Origin of the sequence: Ureibacillus sinduriensis BLB-1 = JCM 15800 (assembly GCF_000772955.1) — a bacterium.
In the GTDB taxonomy this organism is placed as follows: Bacteria; Bacillota; Bacilli; order Bacillales_A; family Planococcaceae; genus Ureibacillus; species Ureibacillus sinduriensis.
The window spans coordinates 1-12,006 of the sequence record NZ_JPVO01000030.1 but is presented as its reverse complement, the minus strand read 5'-3'; the positions used below and the strand labels follow the sequence as shown (position 1 = coordinate 12,006).

Below are 12,006 nucleotides of genomic sequence, written 5' to 3'. Positions count from 1 at the left end.
ATTATAGCTAATTTTGGACAAATTAAAAAGGCGCTGCTCGTCATGCCATAACTTTTTGAGCAGCGCCTTTAATCAAATGTGTCTAAATCATCATACAATTCAAGTTGTTTTTCCAATTGTTATGTTGCCTCCCGTAGAATCTGTTTGTTGTTTTCAAGAATGTGAAGAATTTGATGTAAAATCTTTTCTTCTGTTTTAGGAGATGAATTGACCTCCCTCATAATAATTTTGTTTAATTCCAAAATTGTGCTTACGTCGAGTTTATGTTTCTCTGCTAATTGAAACGCTCGCTCTAACTGACCGGTTATCATCGGCATCCTCCTCAAAATGTTATATATTTATTTTACCTTGAAATGAAAAATTTTTCACTATTCAAAACAAAATAAATTATTTAATTGTAATTTACTCAGTTTATGCAATCGTTATTCATCTTGCCCCTGCTCTTTTGCAAACGAAATTTATTGATGCTTTTCAAATCTATGGGATTAATGCTCAAGAAATGATTAGCACTCATCACTTTGGCCATGTCACAAAATATCCATAATTTTTTACTTACGAAGCAAGAATGTATTTCTATATAATGACTTCTATTGAACAAAAAGGAGTGTTGACATCATGCCAACTACAAAAAAAGAGAGTCTATATTTTGGTCTGATTATGTGTTTTGGAATGGTTTTATTTATGACATTTTATAATTTATACCTCAATGGGTTGCTTGGCCAAACCACTTTTCTCGATGGGGTATCCAACTTTTTTATAGCATTTTTGGTTGCATTATTACTTGATCTATATCTCGTAGGACCTTTTGCTAAAAAAATTGCTATGAAATTAACTGCAAATACGACGAAGGTGATCTATAAAGTATTGGCAATTTCTACATGCATGGTAACAGGTATGGCTTTTTTTATGTCCATCTATGGTTTACTCACAATTTATATCCACAATGGGTTGTCTTCAAACTCGGTTATCAAGGAATTTCTTTCGGTTTTTTTGAAAAACTTTGTTTTTGCATTGCCATTGCAAATTATTATCATGGGACCGATCGTGCGTTTTATTTTCACGAAGTTCATTAAAAACAGTAAAGATGATATCGGACAGAAAATGGCCAACTAACATATTCAAAAGTCACGCAGTTTTTAAAGACCCCTTGAATTCCATTTTTGCTTAAAGGTATGAAAAATAAAAAGTTAAATATCCCCACCTTCCTGTTTCTCTCTATTGGCAAGATATTCTTTGAAGCTTCTCAATTGATTGGAATATTTACAAAATATTTACTATACTATTTCAAATAAATGGTAGAAAATACTAGATATTGACCAAAACATTTAGGAAGGGGCACATTCGTGGGATATGTTTTTGATTTTTTCTTGGCCATTTTATTAACGGCGCTTTCATACTATATCGGAAGCTTGATACTTAGGAAGAGCTTATCCGTTGTTCACGCACTGATCATCGGTACTTCCGTTGTTTTACTAGGTGCAATCACAGAGGCACTTAATGCGCCGATGTCGTTGATTATCGTAGTACCTTTCCCAGTGGGAATGCTTTTACTTTATTTATTTTTAAAAGAGTCTGTAAAAACTTGGTTCATGACTTATTTATTAACATTAGCTATTTATACCGTCTTTCATATTGTTGTGAGTTACTTCTTTAGCTTCCATTCACTAATACCTGCCTGGAAATTGTCTTAACAAAAGATCAGTTTCCTGGAATTCGAGGCAATGTATAGTGATGAAACAATTAATTTCTACATAAAAAAGAGAGCGGGGAAAAACCCACTCTCTATTCATTAAAGAATCTAGAGAAACAAAGAATTCTTCTGCTAAATTTTTTAAGGACGCTTCCCTACATACTGATGAGTTTACTTTAGTGCTTTAAATTCGTCCATGCTTGCACTAATTTTCGTTTGGGTTTCTTCCACAAGTTTTTGCAAATCTTCAGTGATTACACTTACATTTGAAATTTCCCTTGTAATATCTTCAATAGAAGTATTGACATTTGTGATGGATTCATCAACATTTTTAGCCAATTTCCTCACTTCATCAGCTACTACCGCAAAGCCACGTCCGTGTTCCCCGGCTCTTGCAGCCTCGATTGCTGCATTTAATGCCAACAGATTGGTTTGGGAGGCTATATAGCGAATGCTTTTGGAGATGTCACTAATATGTTTGGCTTGCCCTTTCAAGTTTTGGAGAGTTTGCATGTTCTCATTGGAGTTGGCCACGATGCCATCTCCTAATTCGACCGACAGATCATTTAGTTCAGTCACAATTCTTTTCTCTTTGTTTTCCCGCTCTGTAATATCTGTAGCAATTTTTAAAACTGCATTTACAACCCCTTCTTCACCAACAATTGGAATATACGTGGCTTCCAACCATAACAAATTCCCTTTTTTACCAACCCTTTGAATTTTGCTCTGTGATTTTATTCCTCTATAAAGATTATCCCAAAGTTCGTTATACTCTTTACTCGTTCTGAATTCCTCGGTACAAAAATGTTTATGGGTTAAATTTTTCATCTCATCTACCCTGTATCCTAGAGTACTGGCAAAATTTTCGTTCACCCAAATTACCTCTTTGTTGAGATTAAATTCAATCATTGCCAAATTCGATTCCATTGCAGACAAAACGTCTGTTTGATTTAACACTTGGTTACTTTTTGTATAGCTTACTGTTGTGTGCACTTGTTGATAACCTCCAGAAGTTAGAAAACCTTTTTTAAAATAATATATAACCTGTATAAAAATGTAAATAGATAATTTGGTAATATTTATTCAGATGAAATTAAATATTATAAGTAAAATTACCCAAATTAAACATAGTGTAGGGGTAGAATGATAATAAATCTTTTTACAAATCATGTTACATCATAGGCGAGATACTTGCGGGAATGTTTCGATGAACCTTTTAATATGATTGATGGCGTTTTACATAGTAAAAACCGGTGGAAATGTTGCTGCAATGAGATAATTTGGTTAGTTTGTGAAATTAAGCTATGCCTTATTTCTTTTATACTCTAGATATCTATACCACAAAAGTATACAAAGCAAGATGAATTTGAGTAAGATGCTTAATCATAAGTGAACACTGTAAAACATAAAAAACTCTAGGATTAATTACCCAATCCATAACAATCTTATAAACTTTTGTTTAATGAAAGCTTTTAATAAAAGAACTTTAGTATGTTACCCTCCTAAACAACTGTTAGTTAAACTGCAACGCTAGTGTAAATGTAATCCTTCACATAACTAACTGTTTGCTTTACTCACCATTTCTGCACCTATACAAAAGACGCGATTCATTTCTGAACCGCGCCTTTTGTTAAATAGCCGAAAATTAGAGAGGTCATAAGTAATGTCCCCGGTCCAAATCTTTTGTTAAATAATAGAAATGGTTTTGTTTAGTTATCGTAGTATGCTTTAAGAGTATATTGATCTACTATATGCTTCTCCATTTTTCTATATAGTTCATTCAAGAAAAATCCATTTTGTAAATCTAGTTCTGTGTCTAATGCATATACATGTACTTCATATAGGTGAGGAGAATCAGGTGGTGCCATCCCACCATAATAACTCGATAAAACTTTGCTTTGATTTCCCCCTTGAATACTTGTCCAGCTATTTACTCCTTGGACAAAATCATTTGATCGAAGACTATCGTTTTCATATAGCTCCTGCCTTGTAATATTAGCAGCTAGCCAATGTATCCACGAGAATCCTCCGGTAACAGGGTAAGCATCTTTATCCTCTAAAACCAGCGCAAAAGAAACAGCATCTTCTGGTACGTGTTCAAATTTTAATGGAATCGAATAAGACGGGATACCATTTTCATTAAATTGCTCCCCCTTTTTACCATATTTATCATGAAATTTCCCATTATGTATACCAGTACTTGTCACAATCATTTTGATCCTCCTAGTCTTTTTTTGGTGCGCGGGATCCCTTAAAATGATTATATAGAGGAACCTTTCTCTTGTGTATTACTTACTTTTTGGTGGGTATGTTTATTCTTGAATTGGAGCGCGTGATTGTCTATCAAGCAAAAAGTCTATTCCTATTTGTTGCATAATACTTAATGCTTCAATCATTCTCTTCCCTTGTGGTTCCGTTAAAAAATAATCAACCTGTAAAGGATAGCCATTATATACCTTTTTATTTACAAAACCAAATTCCATTAATTCTTTAAGTTGTTCCAATAACATTTTTTGAGTTATTCCTTGTATGTCTTTTTCTAATTTTGATAAAGACATTTCACCAAGTCTTAATCTCCACAAAATAATCGGTTTCCATTTCCCTTTAATGACGTCATGTGTTAATTCCAGCGGACATGTAAACTTTTCACGTATCTTCATTATGTTCCCCTTATGATAAATTCGAAATTTGCCAAAGCATAGTTTAGTGAACAGAATACCTTAAATTTTTTATTAGATAAGGTTTGTCTATCATGATTAAAAAGCACAACTTTAAATTAGTCAAATATGTAAAATACCCAATACTTATATGGTGCTTTTTGCAAGAATACTCGTCGGGTTAAATAAAGTTTTGGATAGAAAGGATAAATGAATTAGTACTTTATACTATTATTTTAATAAATAAAAAGAGAGTAGGAACCCCTACTCTCTTTTCACTAGACATTATCGATATTAATATTTTTTTATATTTTACGTACCCACCTACGATAGTCGCAATATACATAAGCCATACTACTGGGTTGTTTAGTCCTATTCCACTTTGAGAGCTTCCACCAAGAATAGTTAATAGTACCAAATAGATAATTAGTGCCGTTGGAATAATAATACTGATTATTAATGATTGTTTAGCTGTTTTGATTTTTGAAGTTATAGTTCTTTCGAAAATGCTACTTAATATACCAAACAACAAAACGCTAATTACCATGATTTTTTTATCGATATTTATATTCTGGAAGAACTCAATAATAATTAATAAACCAAAACAAACTACCGTTAAACAAAAAAATATTTTACTTAAAAAATTAATCATAATATTCTTCCTTTCTTGAAATCACATTTAATACGCTAAATTTGGCCTTGTACTTCTATTAATCTCATAATATGCTACATCCTTAACTCCTGAACGCTTTGCATCAGTATAATGAACAACCGTACATTTGGAAATATACATCTGGTCATATTCACTCCAAGCGCGTGTAACCCAAGTACCTGTATAAGTAGGTTGAATAGTAGCTGTAGCCCAACCAGTAAATGTACTAAAAAAGTAATTAAATAGCTTTGAACTTGCTAACCTTACAGGAATTTTTGAAGTTATGTACGCTAATACAGCGTTAGCAACTTTCCCTACCCCGTTATTTATTTCCAAAAAATAACAAGTTATAATATAGTATGTTAATAGCTTGCTCTTTTGTTGAAGAAGTATTTTTTCCTGTATCCACTTAAATTTCTCCATAGATAATTTGTCTTCTATACTTTGGTGCGAAGACGATATGATACATACAATTCCATGTTGTATGCGCTAAACTTTCATTATCCATTACGGGTACTCCTTTCGTACGAAGTCGGTTGACCAGACCTGCTTTATTGTACGACTGGAGTTTTTTTATTATTCATACCTAAAAGCTTCCGGGACCCCTGCACAGCACAGCAAGAGTTTCAAATCAAACGATAAAACCTCAAGTTGATAAACATCAACTAGAAGAAATATTTTGATCTCCAAACGAGAACGTATGTTTGTTTCTTTCCTTTGTATTTTGTACAATAAAGTAGAAGTGAATGATAAAGGAGGAGTTTGGATGTATCGACAAGTGGATGATTTTTTAAAGGAATGGGCAGTGGCTGTGGAAGGAACATTGCAAGTATTACAAGCCGTAACTGATGACAAATTAGGACAAAGTATTTTGGAAGGGCATAGTACCCTTGGTTGGTTAGGCTGGCATTTAGTAGAAACAACAGGATATTTTAGTCATTTAGCAGGTTTAACTGTGCCAATGATTGGTCAAGATGAACCAGTACCAGCGACAGCAAGAGAAATTATATCAGCTTACGAAAAAGCAGCAGTGGCGGTCAAGGGAGAGGTTGCCAAGCTATCCGATGTGGATTTGCTAACAGAAACAGGGATTGCAAGTGTTGCAACAAAAGGTGCATTATTACGTTTCTTAATTGACCACCAAACACATCACCGCGGCCAAATGATGGTGCTATTACGTCAAGCCGGCTTACCAGTACCACCTGTGATGGGCCCAACAAAAGAAATGCAATAACGAAAAGATGCCCTCCTGGGTAGTTTTACTTAAATTTAAAGTTTTTATTATGCGTCTGATTGGTTGGTTTCAGTCCGGTTTTCACTGGACATGAGCCAGCCAATAATAAGTCCAAAAAACATCCCAGCGAGGACGTGAACAAATTTCCCTTCACGTTTTCCCTTTCTTTTCTCATCCATCCCCTACTACAATGTAATTAGAAAACTAAACTAGAGGTGGGTGCGCACATGATCCAATTAACAAACCGCCAGGCACGGCAATTTCTGTTGTTGAAACACGGACTTTTGGACGAATATAAATTTAGCGGGAAGAAGGGCGTATTGGACTTTGTTCGGCAGGTTGGCTGTATTCAATACGACCCCATCGATCTTTGTGGAAAGAACGCTGAATTGGTGTTACAGTCGCGAATAAAAGGATTTACTAAGGGAATGCTCGCCGATTTGCTGTATGAGGATAGATGCCTTGTCGATTATCCCGACAAGAACCTGGCCATTATCCTTGTGGAGGACTGGCCATATTTTGAGCGATACAGGAATGCCGCCCGACAACATGCCGACCGCTATCCCGAAATGGAAGCGTTGACAGCGCAAGTACGGGCTCATATCCAAAATCACGGTGCACTAAGTTCGGATGATTTAAAATTGGATGGAGATTTCTCCTGGCAATCGGCCATTCACTGGAGCAGTGGAAACAATTCCTCTCGATCAGTGCTGGAACAGATGTATTCGACTGGTGAGTTGATTATCCATCATAAAAAAGGAACGCGTAAATATTACGATTTAGCCAAGAAGTACATACAGCCAAATCTGCTGAACGCAGCAGAGCCGCTGGAAGATGAGCTTGAGCATCATAAGTGGCGGGTACTGCGTCGAATCGATTCGGTTGGTCTCTTATGGAATCGTGCGTCAGATGCATGGTTGAATATTTGGGGGCTAAAAGCAGCACAGCGCAAAGAAGTTTTCAGCCAGCTATTACACGAAGATCGCATTGTTGCTGTTGCCGTGGAGCAAATGAAGGATATGCTGTACTGCCTCGCCGAGGATTTACCGCTTATTGAAGCCGTTTTGCAAAATCAGGAGCCGAAATTGCGTTGCGAGCTTATTGCCCCGCTAGATAATTTCATATGGGACAGAAAACTTATCAAGGAATTGTTTGACTTTGATTACACCTGGGAGATTTATACGCCTGCAATCAAACGAAAATTTGGTTATTATGTGCTGCCTCTATTATATGGAGAGAGCTTCATTGGACGAGCCGAGATTATCGCGGAGAGAAAAACTGGAACACTCGTTGTTAAAAACATCTGGTACGAGAACGGAGTGAGACAAACAACACAATTACGAACAGCTTTGAACAGTTGTTTCCAAAAGTTTGCGATATTCAACGGGTGTAAGACAATTTCGGCCGAGTCTATGAACTGATATTTCCTATATTTGTATAGAGATAATAAAGTTATTTACTTATGAAAAAATAATAAGAGCCTTACTACAGTACGTGTGTGGTTATGCTCTTTCTTTTATATGGAATATAAAATCTTTATTTAAATAGAGGCGAACTGAAAATAAAAATTATATAGTGAAATCAATATTTGAGGTACAAAATTTGATATTGATGAATAATTGGTACGATCTATTCTGAATAAACCTTTTAAAATCCCTCTTTTTTTTAACTACGATTAAAGTTTTATTCAATAAAAAGTAGGTATCTCAGACTTATAAGATACCTACGTAAAAGATATTACTAAATTGATTCTAATAGTTTTTCAATTTTTATTGAATATCTAATACAACTACATAAGTAGCAGTACTTTTTCCCCAAGTTCCTACTATTTCAACTACATACTTACCCTTTTCTTTTATCTCTTCAAAAGTGCTGTACGTTGCTATTACATTATATTTGTTCCAGACTCGTATTTCATATGTAGTTGGTTCTTTTTCAAAAACCAATTTTAAAGGAGTGTTTAGATTAACACTCACAGCTTGTTCAATATTTACTATTTCATTCGGTGGTGCATGATCTGCCAATACTGATATCTCTTGCCCTATAGTCTTATCATAATAACACCAGGTATAAGTTCCTCTGTAAGTTTTAATTTCGGTATCACCTATTGTTAGTTTTATTGAAGGTGGTTTTTCTTAACTGTTTGACATTGATATTATAGGAAAATTTTTTTCCGTTCTATTAAATTCATCTTTTTCATTAACGACACTACATTCGTTTAATGCGAATAAAACGCCTAACAACAATGACAATCGAATTACAATATTCAAATGAGCCCTCTTTGGAGATTAGTCGCTGTTTTCATAATAAAGTTTCAAAACCTTGTTCATCCTCCTTCAAGTTAGTAAGATTAGAACTACTCATTACAGTGCGCTGCTTAGGTCTTGTTGCTAAGTAGAAAAAGACCCCATCCTGCTGAGGATGAAGCCTTTCTCTTTATTAAATGTATTACTCTTCTAACATTAGCAAGAATATGAGCTTTTTTAAATTATTCTATACGTTGCCGTCATATCCTTAGTTCCGCCTTTTCCATCATCGGCAGTTATAGTTATAACAGCTGTCCCCTTACTATGAAGTGCAAGGGTTATTGCACCACCACTAGGATTCATTGAAGCTGTTAGTACACCAGGATTATCTGAGCTAACTGTATAGATTAAAGTATCTCCATCCTGGTCTACAAAAGAATATTGAAACTCACTAGTTGTACCACGTCCTAAAGGTATCGGCGAACCTTGTAACTGTTGATTAATTTCTGGTGCATGATTGCTATTCCCGTCTTATACCAATATATTTGGCTTTCGGTTCGGGCCTACACCATACAGGCGACTTTCATCGCATATGGCGTGCCGTCAATAATATCTTCCTTATTTCCCCAACTGTAGATTTTAATGGATTTTATGTAATTTTGTAAAATATAAACCATTCACAGATTGTGGAAAGCTACTAAATTTTTGATATTTTGTTAATTAACAAGTTACTGAATAATATGGAACAATTGCATAAGAGAAAAGACGTAACAAGTAAAATTCAAACTTGTTTCGCCTTTTTTCCCACTTAAATTTAGTTAGTTACACCCTAATTACCAACAATGTACTCTACAGCAGCACTCATTGGTTTTCCCGGTGCAGTTGTTTTCTTTTAATAAAGATTGATAATTTATAATTAAGTTCGATCATTAATAATAAAGTTTGATAAAAACGTGTATGGAAATGCAGAGTTTTACTTATTCAGCAATCAGGCCATATTGCGGAATAAAAGACTTTTATGAAATGTTACCTGACGAGGATTTGAGACGATACACTCTACTTTTCAGCAGAATTATTACAGATTTTCATCAAGATAACTCTTATAGCAAAGGGTTATTTTTAATGAAAAAATAATTTCTTTGAGAGGAAATGGAAATTCCTTCGTTATAGTAGTAAGGGAGGTGATTAAAGTGGACATTGAGCTAGCCGTTAAAAATGTTCAGTCTGGGAGTGAGACGGACTACACATACATAATGACTTACTACGAAAACAAAATTTATACAACTGTATTTCGTCTAGTCTGCCAACACGATACTGCACAGGATTTAGTGCAGGAAATTTTTATTAAAGTTTTTTATAACCTTCATAAATACAAAGCTGTTGGTTCCTTTAATGCATGGCTCTACCGTATTGTTGTGAATCAATGCTATGACTATTTACGCAAGCAGTCAAAGCAACCCTTACATGGGGAGATAGAATCTATTGAAATACAATCTCCTGAAAACAAAATTTTACAAAAAGAGCAGCTCCAACAATTAGACCAACTGCTACATCAACTGGATAAAACCGAATATTTGATTTTGCTCCTACGCTATATAAATGAACTCAGCTATGACGAAATTAGTGAGGTGCTTCAAATTCCATTAAACGAAGTGCGAAACAAACTACATCGTAGTAAGTGTAAGCTACGACAGTTAGCTACAAAAAAAGGAGGGTATTTCCATGAGATGCAATAATACCTTATTGGAGGATTATGTAGAAGGCTTTTTAAATAACGAAGAAAAGACTGAGCTTGAAACACACCTAAGTAACTGCAACAAATGCCAACAAAACCTTATAAACTTAAAAACGGAGCAAAGACTACTCGCTACCACTTTAAATGAGACACAATTAAAACGAAGTCTAACTGAAAATGTAATGCAAGAAATCAAGATCCATAAGCAAATCAAAGCAAGACGTCACCGTTATAAAATAATGTTCATCACTGCTGCTATTTTAATGATTAGTTTCACTTTAATTGCGACAATGAATAATACAAGCCAGCATGCCAATGGTTTACCATCTAACGCACCTAAGGATATAGAAACAAATGAGCATCACGTTGTAGACACAAAAGAGGAGTTAAACACAAATGGAATTCCGTTGCATGTAGATTCTATACTTGAGATTAAAATTGACAGCGTTATTGAAAAAAACGGCATGAAAGAAATTACTTATCGTGCTAACTACACTGAAGCGATGCAAAAATATTCAGAGGCAACCTTGCAAAAGTTAGTAAGCACCTATCAATTAGATGAAATTGAGCTTCCGCTTCATGGTAGCTTGCATGCACGCATTTCGTTCGCCGTCCGCAATAATAAAAACGAAGTCGTAGCAACTTCATACATGGGTGCAAATGAAAGCATCAAAACTGTTCATGCAATTAGTAGTCAACATCATCAAGCTACAGAAGTTTTTGGTGAGCGGATTACGCGCTTTTCATTGCCTATTGAGACCGATCCAACATACTTTGAAATTATAGGCTACTCAGCCCAGCTGCCAGTATTTTCTGAGCCGTTTACTTTCAAAAACAATGCAAATACGAGCTTTGACTATTTAGGGCATACGTACACGATTTATGATACGCAGCTACAAGACGGCGGACTGCATCTTTCATTTAGCGTAGATGGGCAGCCTGAAATTATGCCTTCCGGGTGGCACATTACGCTCAATGGAACAAATCAACCTAACTTGACTTTCTATAATGTTGAAAACAATCAAACGATACTTACGGTAATTCTTCCGGAAATGCAATCAATCCCAGACGAAATGACTATGCTACCTTATCTAGGTATTATCCAAGCAAACTTTAAGCCGTCAATTATTTTAGATTTAAAGGAAACATTAAATAATTAAATTACTGAATAACTATTTAAACTGAAACATCCCGCTATGTTTCGATTTTTTATGTTAAAGTTCCCAAACCACGATTTTGCGCTTTTCTTCTGATTACAGGTGCTCCTGTTCTAAAACGATCTTCAACAAAACCAGCAAATATAAGCTAATCGTTATACAACAATCGGGCGCGATTGTTGTACAACACAGGTAGAAAATGATCAAACTTTTTTATAAAAATCAAATATAAATCTGCTGACTAAGAATCCCTTTTGATCAATCTTTCTTCAAAAGGGATTTTTCAAATTTTAACGTGAAATATAAGTTTGTGAGGTATTTTCAATCAAACTTTATTCCAAGGTTACAGCAGTAGCGGTAATCCAAAAACTATCACCGGCTTCATTAGTTATTTATCCTATTAACACCAGTCCCACCTAGAGTATCAGCAAGTATACTAGCTGACCAATTGGATGGTTGACTGCCAGTCGGATGGTTCCAAAATTCAATTATTGAATTAGGTTCTACCGCTCCACTAGCAAAACTTACGTCATCGCCAATACCAATAGGTTGCTTAATAAATGTAAATAAAGCTAAGTTCGGTGTTGTAGTTATACTATTCTCGTCTTATCCCTCTATATCTCTCAGGTTTATCA

At 35.0% G+C, this 12,006-nt stretch carries 14 protein-coding genes and 2 pseudogenes; 6 read left to right on the top strand and 10 right to left on the bottom strand.

Annotated features, from left to right (window positions below):
- Positions 1–119: 119 nt before the first annotated feature.
- On the bottom strand, positions 120–311 hold the full coding sequence (locus CD33_RS00970) for a hypothetical protein (protein WP_036197282.1): 192 nt from the start codon (positions 309–311) through the stop codon (positions 120–122).
- Between the two features lie 304 nt (positions 312–615).
- On the opposite strand from CD33_RS00970, the gene CD33_RS00965 reads away from it, so the two are divergent.
- Entirely contained in the window at positions 616–1,113 is a 498-nt protein-coding gene (locus CD33_RS00965; RefSeq protein WP_036197280.1) for a DUF2798 domain-containing protein, read from the top strand.
- Between the two features lie 230 nt (positions 1,114–1,343).
- A complete protein-coding gene (locus CD33_RS00960; RefSeq protein WP_036197279.1) occupies positions 1,344–1,691 on the top strand; it encodes a hypothetical protein in 348 nt (115 codons plus the stop codon).
- Positions 1,692–1,861: 170 nt separating this feature from the next.
- On the opposite strand, the gene CD33_RS20895 is transcribed toward CD33_RS00960, so the two are convergent.
- The 7 genes and pseudogenes from CD33_RS20895 to CD33_RS19690 all read right to left on the bottom strand — a co-directional run.
- A complete protein-coding gene (locus tag CD33_RS20895) occupies positions 1,862–2,224 on the bottom strand; it encodes a methyl-accepting chemotaxis protein (RefSeq protein ID WP_258516345.1) in 363 nt (120 codons plus the stop codon).
- A 108-nt stretch (positions 2,225–2,332) separates the two neighbouring features.
- Positions 2,333–2,599: pseudogene (locus tag CD33_RS20890) on the bottom strand (PAS domain-containing protein); the annotation flags it as partial.
- 800 nt (positions 2,600–3,399) lie between these two features.
- A complete protein-coding gene (locus CD33_RS00950) occupies positions 3,400–3,903 on the bottom strand; it encodes a YbhB/YbcL family Raf kinase inhibitor-like protein (protein WP_036197276.1) in 504 nt (167 codons plus the stop codon).
- 99 nt (positions 3,904–4,002) lie between these two features.
- A complete protein-coding gene (locus tag CD33_RS00945) occupies positions 4,003–4,350 on the bottom strand; it encodes a winged helix-turn-helix transcriptional regulator (RefSeq protein ID WP_036197273.1) in 348 nt (115 codons plus the stop codon).
- A gap of 220 nt (positions 4,351–4,570) precedes the next feature.
- Positions 4,571–4,999, bottom strand: a complete 429-nt coding sequence (locus tag CD33_RS00940) for a hypothetical protein (protein ID WP_036197272.1) — start codon at positions 4,997–4,999, stop codon at positions 4,571–4,573.
- A 27-nt stretch (positions 5,000–5,026) separates the two neighbouring features.
- Complete coding sequence (locus CD33_RS00935) at positions 5,027–5,422, bottom strand: hypothetical protein (protein ID WP_036197269.1); 396 nt, start codon at positions 5,420–5,422, stop codon at positions 5,027–5,029.
- A pseudogene (locus tag CD33_RS19690) lies at positions 5,412–5,507 on the bottom strand (transposase); the annotation flags it as partial. The gene CD33_RS00935 and the pseudogene CD33_RS19690, both read right to left, overlap by 11 nt.
- Positions 5,508–5,765: 258 nt before the next feature.
- Here CD33_RS19690 and CD33_RS00930 point away from each other — a divergent pair.
- Together CD33_RS00930 and CD33_RS00925 are read left to right on the top strand one after the other, a co-directional pair.
- Positions 5,766–6,233: a DinB family protein gene (locus tag CD33_RS00930; protein WP_036197267.1), complete on the top strand. Its 468-nt coding sequence runs from the start codon at positions 5,766–5,768 to the stop codon at positions 6,231–6,233.
- Positions 6,234–6,460: 227 nt separating this feature from the next.
- Positions 6,461–7,654: a winged helix-turn-helix domain-containing protein gene (locus tag CD33_RS00925; protein ID WP_036197265.1), complete on the top strand. Its 1,194-nt coding sequence runs from the start codon at positions 6,461–6,463 to the stop codon at positions 7,652–7,654.
- A gap of 348 nt (positions 7,655–8,002) precedes the next feature.
- Here CD33_RS00925 and CD33_RS00920 read toward each other — a convergent pair whose 3' ends face one another.
- Both CD33_RS00920 and CD33_RS20885 read right to left on the bottom strand, forming a co-directional pair.
- Positions 8,003–8,257 (bottom strand): hypothetical protein, encoded by a 255-nt coding sequence (locus tag CD33_RS00920; protein WP_036197264.1) that lies wholly within the window; start codon positions 8,255–8,257, stop codon positions 8,003–8,005.
- Between the two features lie 459 nt (positions 8,258–8,716).
- The gene (locus tag CD33_RS20885) at positions 8,717–8,956 is read right to left on the bottom strand and encodes an Ig-like domain-containing protein (protein ID WP_373906672.1); all 240 of its coding nucleotides are present in this window, start codon (positions 8,954–8,956) and stop codon (positions 8,717–8,719) included.
- A gap of 713 nt (positions 8,957–9,669) precedes the next feature.
- On the opposite strand from CD33_RS20885, the gene CD33_RS00915 reads away from it, so the two are divergent.
- Both CD33_RS00915 and CD33_RS00910 read left to right on the top strand, forming a co-directional pair.
- Positions 9,670–10,215, top strand: coding sequence for an RNA polymerase sigma factor (locus tag CD33_RS00915; protein ID WP_036197262.1), 546 nt, complete (start codon positions 9,670–9,672; stop codon positions 10,213–10,215).
- A complete protein-coding gene (locus CD33_RS00910; protein WP_036197259.1) occupies positions 10,202–11,374 on the top strand; it encodes an anti-sigma factor family protein in 1,173 nt (390 codons plus the stop codon). The genes CD33_RS00915 and CD33_RS00910 overlap by 14 nt, the downstream gene beginning before the upstream one ends.
- The last annotated feature ends 632 nt before the right edge of the window (positions 11,375–12,006 follow it).

Coding starts and splice junctions, on each gene's coding strand:
- CD33_RS00950 (WP_036197276.1), bottom strand. CDS start 3,903: ATGATTGTGACAAGTACTGGTATACATAATGGGAAATTTCATGATAAA.
- CD33_RS00910 (WP_036197259.1), top strand. CDS start 10,202: ATGAGATGCAATAATACCTTATTGGAGGATTATGTAGAAGGCTTTTTA.
- CD33_RS00940 (WP_036197272.1), bottom strand. CDS start 4,999: ATGATTAATTTTTTAAGTAAAATATTTTTTTGTTTAACGGTAGTTTGT.
- CD33_RS00965 (WP_036197280.1), top strand. CDS start 616: ATGCCAACTACAAAAAAAGAGAGTCTATATTTTGGTCTGATTATGTGT.
- CD33_RS00930 (WP_036197267.1), top strand. CDS start 5,766: ATGTATCGACAAGTGGATGATTTTTTAAAGGAATGGGCAGTGGCTGTG.
- CD33_RS00970 (WP_036197282.1), bottom strand. CDS start 311: ATGATAACCGGTCAGTTAGAGCGAGCGTTTCAATTAGCAGAGAAACAT.
- CD33_RS00935 (WP_036197269.1), bottom strand. CDS start 5,422: ATGGAGAAATTTAAGTGGATACAGGAAAAAATACTTCTTCAACAAAAG.
- CD33_RS00945 (WP_036197273.1), bottom strand. CDS start 4,350: ATGAAGATACGTGAAAAGTTTACATGTCCGCTGGAATTAACACATGAC.
- CD33_RS00925 (WP_036197265.1), top strand. CDS start 6,461: ATGATCCAATTAACAAACCGCCAGGCACGGCAATTTCTGTTGTTGAAA.